The following is a 15,559-nucleotide window of genomic DNA, read 5'->3' as shown; positions in this document are numbered from 1 at the left end:
GAGCAGGTCCCAAGGGTTGGGCTGTTCGCCCATTAAAGCGGTACGTGAGCTGGGTTTAGAACGTCGTGAGACAGTTCGGTCCCTATCTGACGCGGGCGTCGGAGGTTTGAGAGGAGCTGCCCCTAGTACGAGAGGACCGGGGTGGACGGACCGCTAGTGTGCCAGCTGTTCCGCCAGGAGCACCGCTGGGTAGCTATGTCCGGCAGGGATAAGCGCTGAAGGCATCTAAGTGCGAAACCCGCCTCAAGATGAGACCTCCCAGGGCGCAAGCCCTCTGAAGGCCCCTGGAAGATTACCAGGTTGATAGGCCGCAGGTGTAAGCGCCGTGAGGCGTTCAGCCGAGCGGTACTAATCGGCCGTGCGGCTTGACCACGTTGCACTCATCGATGACATCGCTTGGCTGCACTCGAGAATCATCGTATTCGGTTGCCACCCGACTCCCGGTGGCGATGCCGGAGGGGCCACACCCGTTCCCATCCCGAACACGGAAGTTAAGCCCTCCAGGGCCGATGGTACTGCGCTGGTAACGGCGTGGGAGAGTAGGTCGCCGCCGGGGTAATTCAGGCGCCCGGATCGAAAGGTCCGGGCGCCTTTCGTTTCCTCTGCGCCGCCACCTCGCTAGAAAAGGAGCCGCGCGATGGTGATGAACGCGCTGCTCACCAGATGGAACGCAGGCCCCAGGACGTAGCGGGTCGCCCCCGTCATGACGAGCAGCAACAGGAGAAACGGTCCGTACTGCTCCAGCTGGTGCAGACGCGCCCAGGAACGACGCGGGAGGAAATACGGAAGGAAATGGCCCCCGTCCAGCGGGGGCAGCGGGATCAGGTTGAAGATCGCCAGCGCCAGGTTGAACTGGTAGATCCACACGAGCATTCCGACCAGGGGCGCGCCGATCAGCGGGATGTCGGCGATCTGCCGCGCAAGCCCCACAGCGACGAGGCCGAGGAAGGCGGTCACAAAGTTCGACAGAGGCCCCGCGGCCGCGATCCAGGCCATGTCTCGTACGGGATGCCTCAGGTTGTAGGCGTTGACGGGGACTGGCTTCGCCCAGCCGAAGCCCGCAAGCACGAAGGCAAGCGCGCCGAGGGGATCGATGTGCGGCAGCGGGTTCAGCGTGAGCCGCCCCTGGAGGCGTGCCGTGGGGTCGCCGAGCCGGTCGGCCAGCAGTCCGTGCGCGAGCTCGTGGACGGTGACGGCGAGGAGGAGGGCGGGAACCTGGAGGACGAGCCGCTGTAGGAAGCCGGCGGGGTCACCGAAGAGGTCGGTCATCCGCCGCCTGCGGGGATGCGATCCTCCGGCGGCGAGTCGCTCGGGACGGGTTCGCCCGCGATCCGATAGCGTTCGTCCAGCCACACGCCGAGATCGATGAGCCGGCAGGACAGCGAGCAGAACGGCCGGTTCGGGTTACCCTCCCAGGCGACGACGCCGCCGCACCGCGGACAGCGAAGTGAGCGGCGAGTGCCGGTGGATCGACGCGCCATGACGCCATCGTATCGGCCGCGCGCGAGGCCTGTCAACATGGCCGCCGGGGGGCCGCCGGGCCATTGACACGGCGGGGGGCCTTCGCTACAGTCGGGTCAGCGGCCGCCGGCGCCGCGACCGATGCGCATCGCATGCAGTTCCGCCGCAGGAGCTTGACCCCCATGTTCCGGATCCTTCCCCGCGAGGAGAAGTTCTTCGACCTCTTCGAGCAGCAGGGGTCGAACATCGTCGCCGCCGCGCGGGTCCTCGAGGAGCTCACGCTCGACTACCCGGAGGCCAAGGCGAAGGCTCAGCGGATCAAGGACCTCGAGCATGCCGGTGACACCCTCACGCACGAGCTGGTGCGCCGGCTCAACACGACCTTCATCACCCCCATCGACCGCGAGGACATCTACGCCCTGTCGAGCCGGCTGGACGACGTCCTCGATCTGATCGACGCGGTGGCAGACCGCCTGCTCCTCTACAAGATCACGGCTCCCACCCAGGGCTGCGTGGGCATGGCGAGGATCATCGTCAAGACGGCCGAGGAGACCGACCGTGCGGTGCACTGCCTGCGAACGCTGTCGCCGCTGTACCACAAGCACTGCGTCGAGGTGAACCGGCTCGAGAACGAGGCGGACCGGCTGCTGCGGGACGAGCTTGCCTCGCTGTTCGACGGACAGACCGACGCCATCGAGGTCATCAAGTGGAAAGAGCTGTACGAGACCATGGAGTCGGTGACCGATCGTTGCGAGGACGTGGTGAACGTCATCGAGGGCATCGTCCTCAAGATGGCGTGAGCCTCGCTCCATGACGGCCCCGCTGCTGCTGGTCATCGCCATCATCCTGGTTGCCCTCGCCTTCGACTACATCAACGGCTTTCACGACGCGGCCAACTCCATCGCCACTGTGGTCTCCACCCGCGTGCTCACTCCCACCCAGGCCGTGGTGTGGGCGGCCTTCTTCAACTTCGCCGCGGCCTTTGGTTTCGGGGTCAACGTGGCGAAGACGGTCGGGAAAGGGGTGGTGGCCTCGGGGGTCGTCGACCACTGGGTCATCCTGGGCGCGCTCACGGGCGCCATCGCGTGGAACCTGATCACCTGGTACTACGGCATCCCCTCCAGCTCCTCGCATGCCCTCATCGGCGGCTTCGCGGGGGCTGCGGTGGCGAAAGCCGGGTTCGGCGCGCTGATCCCGTCGGGACTGCTCAAGATCACGCTCTTCATCGTGCTCGCGCCCGTCATGGGGCTCTGTCTGGGGTTCGTGTTCATGGTGGCGACGTTGTGGGTGGTCCGACGCTTGCGGCCCAGCCGGGTGGACGGGCTGTTCCGGCGCCTCCAGCTGGTGTCGGCCGCGTTCTACAGTCTCGGCCACGGGACGAACGACGCCCAGAAGACCATGGGCATCATCGCCATCCTCCTCTTCACGGGAGGCTACCTGGGCCCGGAGTTCTACGTCCCCTTCTGGGTGATCATGGCGGCTCACATGGCCATCGGCCTCGGCACGCTCGCCGGCGGCTGGCGCATCGTGAAGACCATGGGAATGCGCCTCACCAAGCTGCGTCCGATCGGTGGCTTCTGCGCCGAGGCGGCCGGTGCGGTGATGCTCATCGGCACCGCGGCGGGCGGGATCCCCGTCAGCACGACCCATACCATCACCGGCTCCATCGTGGGCGTCGGCGCGACGCAGCGCCTCTCCGCCGTGAGGTGGGGGCTGGCGGGTCGTATCATCTGGGCGTGGATCCTCACGATCCCGCTGTCGGGCGGCATCGCGGCCCTGGCCTGGTTGGTCCTGCCCCACGGATGAGGGCCAGGCGCGGAGCCTCGAGCTCCGTCCTGGGATGGACGGCCGCCGCGCTGCTGGCCCCCGCGGGCCTGGCGCTGGCGTATCTCCCGGCGCGCCTCGGGCTCTGGCTCGGCCGGAGGATCGGCGATCTCGCCTGGGTGCTCCTCAGAGGCCGACGAGCCGTCGTTGTCGAGAACCTCGCTCGCGCCTTCGGCGGGCAGTGGGCCCGATCCGCGCTGACCCGCGTCGGCCGCGGCTCCTTCGAGCACCTGGGGATGAACCTCGTCGAGGCCTGCGTGTTCTTCTTCCGGTCCCCGTCGGTGCTGCTCTCCCGGGTCGAGATGCGCGGGGTGAACCATCTCGAGGCAGCTGCGGCTCAGGGACGCGGGATCCTGGTCCTCACCGCCCACTACGGGAACTGGGAGCTGCTGGCCGCCAGCCACGCGCTGACTCGCTTCGCCCTCTCGGTGGTGGTCCGACCCCTGGACCATCCTCTGCTCGACCGGGTGGTGGAGCGTTTTCGCGAGCGGAGTGGAGTCGAGCTGATCACCAGGCGTCGCGGCCTCAGGGAGATCATCGACGCCCTTCGCCGAGGCCGGATGGTCGGGATCCTGCTGGACCAGAACGCCTCGCGCGGCACCGGCGTGTTCGCGCCGTTCTTCGGCGTCCCGGCGTCGACGTCGAAAAGCCTCGCCGTCATCTCGCTCCGGACCGGCGCCCCCGTGATCCCGGTGTTCATCCGGCGCCAGCCGGACGGGCGTCATCACGTCGAGATCGAGCCCGCGCTCCCCGCTCCGGGCGACGGCGACGTGGTGTCTTACACGGCATCGTTCAACCGGGCCATAGAGACGGCCATTCGCCGGGCTCCCGATCAGTGGTTCTGGCTGCATCGGCGCTGGAAGACGCGTCCCGAGGAGGACCCGGCGTGAGGGGCTGCCGGGCTGCCCTCGGCGCAGCCTTGCTGTGCGCCACCGCCTGGGGACCGGCGGGCGCCGCCGAAGACCTCTCAGCGCTCGTGGCGCCCTATCTCGCGGGCCTTTCCCGGGGCTTGCTGGGGGAGGTTGTCGGTACAGCCCGCGCTGACTCGCAGACGCCGATGGGGCCTCCAGTCCCTTACGGGTCGGTGGCCGTGATGCTCGTCCCCGACTCTGCCGCGCTCGAGCGGGAACTGGATCGGATCAAGGCCGGTCTCCGGGAGTCCCTCCGGAGCTATACCGACGGAGCGGCGCGGGTAGTGGCGGCCCGCGAGGCGTACGAGCGCGCGCTGCTGGCTGCCGGTGCCGGCGAGCTGGTCCGAGGCGAGGTGAGCGACGTCGACGGGCGGTTCCGGTTCTCGGGGGTGCCCGCCGGGGACTGGCTGCTCCTGGCCTGGCACAATGCGGAACACCCCGTTCGAGGTCGGAGACTCCCGAAACGGGAGGCGGGGCACTTCACAGGCAACTTGGAGCGCACTGGCTCCACGGCCATCACGTACTGGCGAATGCGCCTTCACATCCGGACGAGCGAAGTGGCCACCGTCACCCTCAACGACCGGAACGGCTGGATGACCGGGGTGCGGGAGGAGTCGAGACCCCCGGACTCCCTCGGAGATGCCGGCAAGCGCCGCCAGGGCACCACCCGCTGAGGGTGGTGCGCCGGCGAGCGCTCGAAGGTTCGGCTGCCAGCAGCGGAGACTACTTCTTCTCGGGCTTGGCTTCCGCCTTCTCGGCCTTCTTCTGGACCTTGGCTTCCTTCTTCTCCGCCTTCTTGGCGACGAACTTCTTCTCGCAGTCGGCCTTGGCCGCGTCGTCCTTGGCCGCCTTCAGGCAGTCGGCCTTGGTCTCCTTCTTCTGGGCCTTCTTCTCGGCCTTCTTCTCGGCCTTCTTCTCCACCTGCTCCTTCTTCACCTCTTGGCCGGGGGCGGCGGCCTTGCCCGTCTCGGTGGCCGGCTTGGTCTGCGCAGCGGCAAGCCCGACGACGGTGAGGGAGAAGGCGATGCTTACCAGCAGCGCCATCATTCTGTTCATAGGTTCTCACCTCCTTTCGATCGAATATAAGTACCCATCAACAAACGCTTCTTCGCAACGCCCCACCTTACGTAGTCTGACGCTCCTCTGTCAAGAACAATCTCCTGCCCCGGTCCCTCCGCAGTTGACGTCGAGGGGCCTGCCATGGTAAAAACTGCAGACCTTCACTGTCCTCATGCTGCTCTCATCGAAGCGTCTCCTGATCGGCTTAGCGCTCCTGTATGCCGGTGCCTTGGCTCAGCCGGGGGCAGCGGCGCCGGAGCCCTACCCGGCGTCCGTCCGTGGCCTCGCCGAGGCGGCTCTCGCTCAGACTCAGCCGGAAACGCCCTCGGTTGCAAGGCCTTACGGCTTGTTCAGCCTCGAGCTCGGCGACTCCCCCCCATCGGGGCAACATCAGCGGGGAGAGGATAGTTCCCGGACTTCGTCGAAGCACGGTTCGGAGGCGCAGCCCGAGCCCCCCGTCCCGAGGAGTGCCACCGTCACCCTGGGGGGTCTGCCTCCCTACGTCGTCCAGGACCGGCCCGAGGTTCGCTACTTCGTGGAGCGGTTCCAGACCGGGCATCGTCGGGCCGTGGTGGAGCGTTGGCTGTCTCGCTCGGGTCGGTACCTGGAGATGATCCGGGAGATCTTCACCCAGCGGGGGTTGCCCGAGGATCTCGCTTTCACCGCCATGATCGAGAGCGGGTTCGATCCCGTGGCGGTGTCCCGGGCCGGCGCCAGGGGCCTCTGGCAGTTCATGGCTCCCACCGCCCGCCGCTACGGGCTGCGCGTGGACCGCTGGGTCGACGAGCGACTCGATCCCGAAAAGTCAACACGGGCCGCGGCCGACCACCTCAAGGACCTCTTCGCCTCATTCGGCTCCTGGCATCTCGTCCAGGCGGCGTACAACGCCGGAGAGATGCGGGTTTCCCGTGCCGTCCAGAAGCTGCGCACCAGCGACTTCTGGCAGCTGAGCCGGACACCCCTCCTGGCTGAGGAGACGAAGAGCTTCGTCGCCGCCATCCAGGCCGCGGCGCTGATCGCCCGGGAGCCGGATCGCTACGGGTTCTCCGTCACACCTGAGGATCCGCTCCGCTACGAAGTCATCCACGTTCCCCCCCTGATGCCGCTCAACCGCTTGGCCGGGATGTCCCAGATCGCCGGTGGCGACCTGAAGCGCCTCAACTCGGAGCTCCGGCGTGCCGAGACGCCGCCCGGGAGTCCCTATGCTCTCAAGGTTCCCGTCGGGGGCGCGTCGATCCTGCGGGCCGCCTTCCGGAGGCAGGCCGTACCGACTGTTGAGGTGTCGGCGAGGCGTGGTGGCCCTCACCAGGCCGCGAAGGCGTCTCACGCAAGGCTCCCGTCCCGAAAGATCCACGTCGTCAAGGCCCAGGAGACGGTGGGCGGCATCGCCAAGCGCTACGGGGTCTCGCCGGCCGAGATCGTGACATGGAACCGGCTCACCGACGCCGGCCGCATCTTCCCCGGCGATAGGCTCCGGGTGGCGCTGGTTCTGCCTGCCGGGAAGGAGGAGGGTCAGGGCGGCTTCAGGTGAGGGTCCGGGTCCATCTCTTCGCAACCCTCTCAGCCTATCTTCCCGACGCAGCGGGTGGCGAGGGCGTGACCCTCGTGCTCGACGAAGGCGCCACGGTCGGCCAGGTCATGCAGTCGCTGCAGATCCCTCTCGACCTCCCCTGCCTTGTCGTGGTGAACGGCCGCGACGTGGACCCCGGGCAAATCCTGGTCGAAGGCGATGCGTTGACGATGTTCCCGCCGCTCGCTGGAGGTTGAGGAGATCGCCATGCCCACCGTCAGGTTGAGAGACGCCTCCGAGCATCCCGGTCCGGCCCGGAAGCAGAGCTGTCCTAGACCTGGCTCCGCTACGACTTCGAGTAGCCGCCCGCCATGAGCCGCGTCATGGCCTGGGATCCGCAGTTCGGCTACCCGCATGGGCGCGCGATGAAGCTCGCCATGAGGCGTAGGCGTTCACGGCGGCCTCCAGGGTCTGCTACATCCCCGGGCCCACCGGGATGCGGGAGAGCACGGATTGGGGCAGCGTCACGTGCTCCATGCACCGGGTGCAAAAGAAATCCAGCTCGAGTCCGCCGCGGCTGCCGTGGAACTCGAGAGGGCGCCCGCACCACGAGTGACAGATGGTGCCGTCCGTGTGGAAGAACACGCTCACGATGGCAGGGAGCTCTGAGCGCGACGCCCCGCTTGCTGCCGGGCGCAGGGGGCGTCCCGGCACGGTCTTGGCTCCGCGCTGCTTGGCCCCCACGCCTGCTCTGACTCGTGGGCGTCCTGTGCTGACCGTCGCAGTGCCCATGTCCATTCCTCCCTTCAGGTCCGGCGACCTCTGCCCTCTTGTCCGACTTCCTACTCCTGCCGAATGCAGTAGCAAGATGCATTCCAGAGATGCCGGCTCGGCAAGGAGCTGATTTTCTGGAGATCAGGACTGCGCGTCGCCGGAGGGACCGACAGGGCGTGGAAACAAATCAGCAGGGAATGAGGATGGCTTTCCCTACCTGCCGAGGAATCGGGCTGGTCGCTTCTCCCATGAAGGCCTGAACGGCCTCCCGGTGGTCCTCGCTCGTAAAAGTCTGGGCCTCCAGCGCCAGGGAGGTGTCGAGCACGAGGTTGACAGCTTCCCTCAGCAGCTTGTTCACCGAGACCTTCGTTCCCTTCACCGCGAGGACGGGACCCTCCGCGAGCCGCCGGGCGAACGCCTCCGCCCGGGGAACGCATTCCTGGGCCGGCGTGACGTGGTTCACGAGCCCGATTCGCTCGGCTTCCTGCGCGCTGAGGAGGTCACCCGTCATCAGGTACTCCTTGGCGCGGGCGGGTCCGACCAGCCATGGCCAGATGATCGCGCCCCCGTCTCCGGCGACGATCCCCATCTTGACGTGGGGATCGCCGATCCTCGCCCCCTCGGCCATGAAGATCGTCTCGCAGAAGAGCGCCAGCGTGGCGCCGAGCCCGGCAGCAGGACCGTTGACCGCCGCGATGACGGGGATCTCCAGGTCGAGCAGGTCGTGGATGATCCGCTTCGCCTCCCACTGGACGAGCTGCCAGGCACTGGGATCATCGGCCTTGAACCAGTCCGTGTCCCCGCCGGCCGAGAAGGCGCGCCCGGCTCCCGTGAGCACCACGGCGCGAGCCTCCCGGTCCCGCCCGACGTCGGCGAAGATCCCCGCCAGCTCGGCATGCAGTGCCGCGTCGATCGCGTTGAGTTTCTCGGGCCGGTTCAGTGTGACGGTGAGCACGCCGCCCTCGCGATCGACTCGGATCGTCCGGTAGGTCGAGTAGTCCATGGTCTCCTCGGACTCGACCTTCGGGGTGGAGCACTTGGCTTCCGGGGATTGCCGGGGCCCCGACGGCCCCGGGGGCACCCTATGACGGGGTTGGGGGAGAAGGTCAAGCCGGGCAACCGGGCAAAGACGCGTATAATGCGCCCAGGAGGACACCCCCCTATGAAGCGTTCACTCACGATGGTCGCGCTCGCCCTGACACTCCTGTTCCCAGCCCTCTGGGCGGCGGATGCCTGGGCCCGCGCCGGCGGCGGCGGCTTCAGCGGCAGCCGCGGGTCGCGGAGCTACTCGGCGCCGGCTCGGCCATCTCCGGCGCCCATGTCGCCCAGCCGTTCCGCGGCGCCGCCTTCCTCGTTCCAGCAGCCGGCGCCTCAGCGCCCCGGATGGATGGGTGGCCTCATGGGCGGGATCGGCGGCCTCGTCCTCGGCGGCCTCCTCGGAAGCATGCTCTTCGGGGGCGGCATGGGCCACGGGCTCGGCGGTGGCATCGGGCTGATGGAGATCATCATTGTAGGTGCGCTGGCCTACTTCGCCTTCTCATGGCTCAGGCGGCGCCAGCAGCCGGTTTCCGCCACGTCGGCGGGCCATGGAGTTCCCGGTCGGAGCGAGGTGTCCTCGTGGCAGCCCGGCTCGGCGGCCGCCACGACGGCGGCGGTCGAGGCCCCGGCAGGGCCGAGCGACTTGGACCTCGGCCTCGCTCACATCCGCCAGATGGACGCGGGCTTCGATCCTCGAGGCTTCGCGGAGCAGGCCTCGGACATCTTCTTCAAGCTCCAGGCCGCCTGGATGGGGCGGGACATGGGGTTGGTGCGGGAGGTCGTGACCCCCGAGATGCAGGCGACCCTCCAGAAGGACTGCGACAGGCTGAGGCAGCAACGCCGCGTGAACCGCCTGGAGAACATCGCGGTTCGCTCGGTAGAGGCCACCGAGGCGTGGCAGGAGGCGGGGCAGGACTTCGTGACCATGCGCTTCCTGGCCAACCTGCTCGACTACACCGTCGACGAGGCGACCGGCCAGGTGGTGGAAGGCAGCCGCACGGAGCCCGTCAAGTTCGAGGAGTACTGGACCTTCGCCCGCCCGGTCGGGCCCAACGCCTGGAGGCTCAGCGCCATCCAGCAAGCCTGAGGGTCGCGGGCGGGCGGCCTCCGCCCGCCCTGCCCTCGTCGTCGGAATCCTGTCAGCCGGTCCCCGCGAGGGCCGGCTGACAGCCGCGCGCGCCCATTCACCGCCCGAGCTTTTCGCTTGCCTATCACTTTCGAATCCTGTTAAATTCTAAATCGAGGAACCCATGACATCCACCGACGACCAGATCTACGAGCTGCACGCCAGCGTCTGCCAGATCCTGGCCAACCCCACGCGGCTGAAGATCCTCAACGCGCTCCGGGACCAGGAGATCGCCGTGGCCGAGCTGGCGCGGCGCGTGGGCACGAGCATGCCGAACCTCTCCCAGCACCTGGCCATCCTCCGCCAGCGCCGCGTCGTCCTCACCCGGCGGGAGGGCGCCACCATCCACTACCGGATCGCCAACCCCAAGATCCTCCGCGCCTTCGACATCATGCGCGAGGTGCTGTTCGAGCAGCTCGCCGACGGGCGGCGGCTGGTCCAGGCGGCCGCGGCGGGGACCCGGCGGAGCCGGGCGGCACGGTGACGGGATGCAGCGCCTCCTGACCTTCGTCCTGTCGGCGAGCCCCTGATGGGAGACAGCGTCTACACGGCGCTGCCGGGACGGTCGGCGCTGCCCGGCGCGTGGCTCTCGCTGTCTGAGGCGCTCGGCGGGATCGTCGGGATGGGCGAGGGGCGCGTGCGGGTGCTCGTGGACCAGGCCTCCCTCGGGCCGGCGATCACGACCGGGTGATCGGGGCCTTCTAGGATCTCTCATGGGAGCCCGGTGGGATCGCGTCCGCCGACGCACCGTGGAATGGTCGGTAGACCATCCCCGGGCGGTGCTCGTCCTCGTCCTCCTCCTGACGCTCGCCTTCGGCAGCCAGCTTCCGCGGATCCGGACCGACACCGATCCCAAGAACATGCTGCCGATCACCTCACCCGTCCGGCAGTACAACGACCAGGTGGAGGGGTGGTTCGGCCTGCACCCGGATGTACTCGTGGTCGCCATCCAGAGCGACCAGGGCATCTTCACGCCGGAAACCCTGGGGCGCCTCAGCCGGCTCACCGAGGCGGTGCTGCGCCTGCCCGGGGTGATCGCCCGGGACGTGGTGGCGCTGCCCACCGTGAACGACGTCACGGTGGCCGACGGCGCCCTCGATGCACGCCCCATCCTGGGCAGGGTCCCGCGCGACGCGGCCGAGGCGGACCGGCTCCGGCAGCAGGTGCTCGGCAACGCGCTGCTGGTCCACCGGCTCGTCTCCGCCGATGGCAAGACCACCGCCCTCTACGTTCCCATCGAGAAGAGCGCCAACGGCAAGCTCATCGCCGAGGAGATCCGCCGCCTCACCGCGACGGACACCGGGCCCGAGCGCTACTACGTCGCGGGCGATCCCGTGGCGCGCGACACCTTCGGCGCCGAGATGTTCCGCCAGATGGGGCTCTTCTCGCCGCTGGCGGGGCTGCTCATGTGCGGGATGCTCTTCTTCATGTTCAGGAGCTGGTGGCTGGTGGCGGCCAACATGGTCGTGGCCATGCTGGCCATCATCTGGGCCATGGGGCTCTTCATCGGGCTCGGCATCCCGGTCCACATCATGGCCTCCATGAGCCCGGTCTTCCTCATGGCGATCTCCACCGACACCGTGCACATCTTCAACGAGTTCGCCTTCCGGCGCCGGGAGGCGCGCACCCGGCGGGAGGCGATCCTCCAGACGATGAACGCCGTTGGGACGCCGGTGCTCTTCTCGGACCTCACGACGATCGCCGGATTCGCCTCCCTCGCCATCGGGCCCATCATCCCCGTGCGCGTCTTCGGCCTGCTCGTCGCCTTCGGCACGGGCGTCATCCTGGTGATGAGCTTCACCCTGGTTCCCGCGCTCATGGCCATCGCGCGCGAGAGGCGGGTGGCCGGCGCACCCGGGGAGGCGGAGCCCGCGTCCCGGTGGCTGGCGCGGGTGGGCCGGGCGTGCGTCGCCTGGAAGACCGCCGTGGTCCTGGTCGGGGCGGGCGTCCTCGGGGCCTCGGCCGTGGGGCTCACGCAGATCCGCATGAACAACAACATGGTGGCCTGGTTCAAGGCGGGCAGCGACATCCGTATCGCGGACAGGGCGCTCAGCCGGGCGCTCGGCGGCACGGCGACTCTCTACCTCGTGGCCGACGGCAAGCAGCCCGACGCCGTGACGCGGCCGGAGTTCCTGCGGGCCCTCGAGGGGCTGCAGCGGAGGATCGAGCGGGAGACCGTGGTGGGTAAGACCACCTCCGTGGCCGATGTCGTCAAGCGGGTTCACCGGGTGCTCAGAGACAACGACCCGGCACAGGAGATCATCCCCGACTCGCAGGAGGCGGCGGCCCAGGCGCTGCTCCTCTTCAGCATGGCCGCCCGACAGCGTGAGCTCAGCAACGTGGTGGACGACCCCGCCCGGAAGGCCAACGTCATGGTCCAGCTCCGGAGCTGGGACGCGACCCACACGGCGGGGGTGCTCGCCGCGGCCCGAGACCACCTGGCGTCTCACCCGATCCCGGGGGCCGAGCTCAGGCCCGCGGGGATCGCCTACTTCAACATGGTGTGGAACCAGGAGGTCCTGGTGGGGATGCTCGAGGGGTTCATCGCCTCCTGCGTGCTCGTGCTCGTGCTCCTCGTCCTGAACTACCGCTCGCTGCGCTGGGGGGTCGTGAGCTTCCTGCCCCTGCTCTTCACCGTCGTCCTGATCTACGGGATGGTGGGCTTCCTCGGCAAGGACTTCGACATGCCGATCTCGGTGCTCTCCACCCTGTCGCTGGGCCTGGCCATCGACTTCGCCATCCACTTCGTGAGCCGCTTCCAGCAGCGCTACCGGGAAACGGGCGACCTCGAGGGAGCGCTGGTCTGGACGGCGGCGCGGCCGGGACTCGGCATCCTGAAGAACGCACTGCTCTTCGCCTCGGGCTTTGCCGTGATGCTCGCGGCGGCGCTCACCCCGTACATCACGGTCGGGGTATTCATGATCGCCATCATGCTGCTCTCCGCGGCGGCCACGGTGGTGTACCTCACGGCCGTGGTCGCGCTCTTCCCCCGCTGGCTGATCCGGGGGCTCCGGGAGGGATCTCGATGAGACGGATTCGACCACGCTGGGCGGCCCGCGCGCTGCTGGCGGCGCTGGGTGCCGGGGCGGTCGCTTTGCCGGCGGCGGCCCAGGCCCCGTCTGGCGAGGAGCTCATGCGGCGGGCACATCTGGCCATGTACTACGCCGGGGAGGACATGCGGGCACGCGTGACCATGCGGCTGGTCTCGAAGGACGGCGGCGAGCGCATCCGCGAGCTGACCCTGACCCGGCGCACTCTCAAGGAAGGCGGGGAGCAGCGGTACTTCGTCGTCTTCCACCGCCCCCCGGACGTCCGGGACCTGGCCTTCCTGGTCTGGAAGTACGCCGGGCGGGACGACGACCGCTGGCTCTACATCCCGGCGCTGAAGCTGGTCCGGCGGATCGCGGCCAGCGACAAGCACACGAGCTTCGTCGGCTCCGACTTCTCGTACGAGGACGTCTCGGGGCGCGAGCCCGAGGAGGACGCCCACAAGCGGCTCCGCGAGGAGAAGGTCGGTGAGCGGGTCGCCCACGTGGTAGAGAGCGTCCCCAGGGATCCCGGGAGTGCCGACTTCACCCGGAAGGTCTCGTGGATCGACGTGGCCACGGGACTGCCCCTCAAGGAGGAGTACTACGATCGGCGGGGCGAGCTGGCGCGGGTCTTCAGCGGTGAGGAGCTCAAGGAGGCGCAGGGCTTCTGGACTGTCACGAAGCGCGTCATGAAGAATGTCCAGACGGGCCACAGGACGGAAGCCGTGTTCGCGGATGTCCGCTACAACCAGAAGCTCGCCCCCGATCTCTTCACCGAGCGCGCGCTCCGAGCCCCCCCGACCGAGCTGGTGCGGTGAGAGGCCGCGCGGCGCTGGCGTGGCTCGCCGCCGCCGCGACCCTGGCGCTCGGGGGCGGCGCGGAGGCCGACGAGGACGGCGTCCCGCTCCACGGCTTCGTGCAGTCGGGGACGGCGTATCGTCTGATCCAGCCAGACCGATGCCCCCGCACCCAGCGGCTCGCCTGCCGGGAGCCCTTCGTCCTGGGCGAGGGGCGGGCCCGGGTCGAGCTGACGCCGCGGGGAGAGTGGTGGGGGCTCACCGCCAAGGGCGAGATGATCCTCGACGCGCTCGTGCCCGAGGTGGACGGGGAGCTGCGGGAGGGCTACCTCGACCTCAGACTGCGGAGCGTGGACCTGCGCATCGGGCGCCAGGTCATCACCTGGGGCGTGGGGGACCTGGTCTTCGTCAACGACGTTTTCCCCAAGGACTGGGTGGCCTTCATCGCGGGGCTCCCGCTCGAGTACCTGAAGAAGGGGTCGGACGCCGTCAGCGCCACGGGCCACTGGGCCGGCACCTCGCTCCAGCTCGTGCTCATTCCCCGCTTCGAGGCCGACACGCTCCCCGAGGCCGGCGGCCGGCTCGCCTTCCACGATCCCGCGGCGGCGGTGGAGCGGCGCTACACGGACGACCCCGAGGCGTCGCTCGGGCACACCGAGGCCGGCGCGCGCCTGTCGCGCAACGTCCTCGGCTGGGACCTGTCGCTCTACGCCTATCGCGGCTTCTTCCACGCGCCGGCCGGCGAGGTGGAACCGGGGCCGCGGCTCCGGTTCTTCTTCCCGCCGCTGAGCGTCTACGGCGCCAGCGCCCAGGGGGCGGTGCTCGGCGGCGTGCTGAGCATCGAGGCGGGCTACTACGACTCCCGCGATGATCGGTCCGGACGCGACCCGGCGGTGGAGAACTCCTCGGTGAGGCTCCTGGCTGGCTACCAGAGGGAGATCGTGCCGGACCTCACGCTCTCCGGGCAGTACTACGTCCACGTGATGGAGGACCACGGCGAGTACGTGCGGAACCGGGGCCCGGGGATGCCGCACCGGGGCGCCGCCCGGCATGTCCTGACGGCCCGGCTCACCCAGCTCCTGTTCCACCAGACGCTCCGACTCGGCCTCTTCGCGCTGGCGAGCCCGAGCGACGGCGACTGGTACCTGGGGCCGGAGGCGCGGTACCAGATCACGGATGCCCTGTCGGCCGCGCTCGGCCTGAACGTCTTCGGCGGCCCGCGCCGGAGCGACTACGGTCAGTTCGAGGCCAACTCGAATCTCTACACCGTCGTCCGCTACGCGTTCTGACAATGGAGACATCGCGCCGGGAGGCGGCCGCGGTCGGACTGTTCGACACGCTCGCGCCGACATACGATGCGTGGTACGGGACCCCGCTCGGTCGGCTCGTGGACCGCCTCGAGAGGGAGGCGGTGCTCGGCCTCGTCGGCGAGAAGCCTGGTGTCCGGGCGCTCGACCTGTCGTGTGGGACGGGGCGCTACGCGCTGGCCCTGGCGCGGCGGGGCCTGAGGGTCGTGGGGGTGGATGTCTCCGAGCCCATGCTCCTCGTCGCGCGCGCCAAGGCGCGCGAGGCCGGCTGTGATCTCCACTTGGTCAGGGCCGACGCGCACGCATTACCCTTGCGCGCCGGTGCCGTCGATCTCGTGACGGTCATCCTCGGACTCGAGTTCGCGGGTGAACCTCGGCGCGTCCTGGAGGAGTGCCACCGTGTCCTGGTGCCTGGCGGGCGGCTCGTGGCTGCGATCCTCGCTCGCGCGGGGCTCTGGACCGCCTGGCGCCGGCTCAAGCGTCTCGTGGGTCCTTCCGTCTGGAGGGGTGCGACCTTTCTCAGCCCTGACGAGCTGCGGGATCTGCTGCGTGCGCGCGGTTTCACGGAGCCCCGGTGGCGGAGCGCGGTACACTTCCTACCGCTGTTCTGGCCGAGGAGTGGCGGCTGGCTCGAGCGGTGGGAGGCCATAGGCGCTCGGTGGATGCCTGGGCGGGCAACCTTCGTGGCGGTGGCGGCGCGGCGCGCATAGAGGAGGACGGGCG

The 15,559-nt window shown here is 69.0% G+C and carries 18 protein-coding genes and 2 rRNA genes; 15 read left to right on the top strand and 5 right to left on the bottom strand.

All coding sequences use genetic code 11. The features are described from left to right. Positions 1-373, top strand: a 23S ribosomal RNA gene (locus HYV93_19625); the annotation flags it as partial. A gap of 66 nt (positions 374-439) precedes the next feature. Next, positions 440-556 (top strand): 5S ribosomal RNA (rrf, locus tag HYV93_19620). Between the two features lie 62 nt (positions 557-618). Here rrf and HYV93_19615 read toward each other — a convergent pair. Next, positions 619-1,269, bottom strand: coding sequence for a site-2 protease family protein (locus tag HYV93_19615; protein MBI2528175.1), 651 nt, complete (start codon positions 1,267-1,269; stop codon positions 619-621). After that, the gene (locus HYV93_19610) at positions 1,266-1,481 is read right to left on the bottom strand and encodes a DNA gyrase inhibitor YacG (GenBank protein ID MBI2528174.1); all 216 of its coding nucleotides are present in this window, start codon (positions 1,479-1,481) and stop codon (positions 1,266-1,268) included. Before HYV93_19610 ends, HYV93_19615 begins: the two co-directional genes overlap by 4 nt. 162 nt (positions 1,482-1,643) lie before the next feature. Between HYV93_19610 and HYV93_19605 the strand changes: the two genes are divergently transcribed. The 4 genes from HYV93_19605 to HYV93_19590 all read left to right on the top strand — a co-directional run bounded on the left by HYV93_19605 (position 1,644) and on the right by HYV93_19590 (position 4,870). Then, a complete protein-coding gene (locus HYV93_19605) occupies positions 1,644-2,261 on the top strand; it encodes a DUF47 domain-containing protein (GenBank protein MBI2528173.1) in 618 nt (205 codons plus the stop codon). Positions 2,262-2,271: 10 nt separating this feature from the next. Then, complete coding sequence (locus tag HYV93_19600; GenBank protein ID MBI2528172.1) at positions 2,272-3,267, top strand: inorganic phosphate transporter; 996 nt, start codon at positions 2,272-2,274, stop codon at positions 3,265-3,267. Beyond that, the gene (locus HYV93_19595) at positions 3,264-4,175 is read left to right on the top strand and encodes a lysophospholipid acyltransferase family protein (GenBank protein ID MBI2528171.1); all 912 of its coding nucleotides are present in this window, start codon (positions 3,264-3,266) and stop codon (positions 4,173-4,175) included. The genes HYV93_19600 and HYV93_19595 overlap by 4 nt, the downstream gene beginning before the upstream one ends. Positions 4,176-4,342: 167 nt before the next feature. Then, the gene (locus HYV93_19590) at positions 4,343-4,870 is read left to right on the top strand and encodes a hypothetical protein (protein MBI2528170.1); all 528 of its coding nucleotides are present in this window, start codon (positions 4,343-4,345) and stop codon (positions 4,868-4,870) included. A 49-nt stretch (positions 4,871-4,919) separates the two neighbouring features. Here the strand turns inward: HYV93_19590 and HYV93_19585 are convergent, their stop codons facing one another. After that, positions 4,920-5,252 (bottom strand): hypothetical protein, encoded by a 333-nt coding sequence (locus tag HYV93_19585; protein ID MBI2528169.1) that lies wholly within the window; start codon positions 5,250-5,252, stop codon positions 4,920-4,922. Between the two features lie 538 nt (positions 5,253-5,790). Here HYV93_19585 and HYV93_19580 point away from each other — a divergent pair. Continuing rightward, entirely contained in the window at positions 5,791-6,786 is a 996-nt protein-coding gene (locus tag HYV93_19580) for a transglycosylase SLT domain-containing protein (protein ID MBI2528168.1), read from the top strand. Then, positions 6,783-7,022, top strand: coding sequence for a MoaD/ThiS family protein (locus HYV93_19575; GenBank protein MBI2528167.1), 240 nt, complete (start codon positions 6,783-6,785; stop codon positions 7,020-7,022). The genes HYV93_19580 and HYV93_19575 overlap by 4 nt, the downstream gene beginning before the upstream one ends. Before the next feature lie 217 nt (positions 7,023-7,239). Here HYV93_19575 and HYV93_19570 read toward each other — a convergent pair whose 3' ends face one another. Then, positions 7,240-7,416, bottom strand: coding sequence for a hypothetical protein (locus tag HYV93_19570; GenBank protein MBI2528166.1), 177 nt, complete (start codon positions 7,414-7,416; stop codon positions 7,240-7,242). A gap of 310 nt (positions 7,417-7,726) precedes the next feature. Then, complete coding sequence (locus tag HYV93_19565; GenBank protein ID MBI2528165.1) at positions 7,727-8,542, bottom strand: enoyl-CoA hydratase/isomerase family protein; 816 nt, start codon at positions 8,540-8,542, stop codon at positions 7,727-7,729. A gap of 159 nt (positions 8,543-8,701) precedes the next feature. Between HYV93_19565 and HYV93_19560 the strand changes: the two genes are divergently transcribed. The 7 genes from HYV93_19560 to HYV93_19530 all read left to right on the top strand — a co-directional run bounded on the left by HYV93_19560 (position 8,702) and on the right by HYV93_19530 (position 15,546). After that, on the top strand, positions 8,702-9,664 hold the full coding sequence (locus HYV93_19560; GenBank protein ID MBI2528164.1) for a Tim44 domain-containing protein: 963 nt from the start codon (positions 8,702-8,704) through the stop codon (positions 9,662-9,664). Positions 9,665-9,827: 163 nt separating this feature from the next. Further along, positions 9,828-10,187, top strand: coding sequence for a winged helix-turn-helix transcriptional regulator (locus HYV93_19555; protein MBI2528163.1), 360 nt, complete (start codon positions 9,828-9,830; stop codon positions 10,185-10,187). A 45-nt stretch (positions 10,188-10,232) separates the two neighbouring features. Beyond that, entirely contained in the window at positions 10,233-10,394 is a 162-nt protein-coding gene (locus tag HYV93_19550) for a hypothetical protein (protein ID MBI2528162.1), read from the top strand. Positions 10,395-10,416: 22 nt separating this feature from the next. After that, entirely contained in the window at positions 10,417-12,732 is a 2,316-nt protein-coding gene (locus HYV93_19545) for an MMPL family transporter (protein ID MBI2528161.1), read from the top strand. Next, positions 12,729-13,550 (top strand): outer membrane lipoprotein-sorting protein, encoded by an 822-nt coding sequence (locus HYV93_19540; protein MBI2528160.1) that lies wholly within the window; start codon positions 12,729-12,731, stop codon positions 13,548-13,550. Before HYV93_19545 ends, HYV93_19540 begins: the two co-directional genes overlap by 4 nt. Then, a complete protein-coding gene (locus HYV93_19535) occupies positions 13,547-14,818 on the top strand; it encodes a hypothetical protein (protein MBI2528159.1) in 1,272 nt (423 codons plus the stop codon). The genes HYV93_19540 and HYV93_19535 overlap by 4 nt, the downstream gene beginning before the upstream one ends. A 2-nt stretch (positions 14,819-14,820) precedes the next feature. Next, the gene (locus tag HYV93_19530; protein MBI2528158.1) at positions 14,821-15,546 is read left to right on the top strand and encodes a methyltransferase domain-containing protein; all 726 of its coding nucleotides are present in this window, start codon (positions 14,821-14,823) and stop codon (positions 15,544-15,546) included. Positions 15,547-15,559 lie beyond the last annotated feature (13 nt).

The organism is Candidatus Rokuibacteriota bacterium (assembly GCA_016188005.1).
Taxonomy (GTDB): domain Bacteria; phylum Methylomirabilota; class Methylomirabilia; order Rokubacteriales; family CSP1-6; genus UBA12499.
This window is presented reverse-complemented; position numbering and strand designations above follow the sequence as displayed.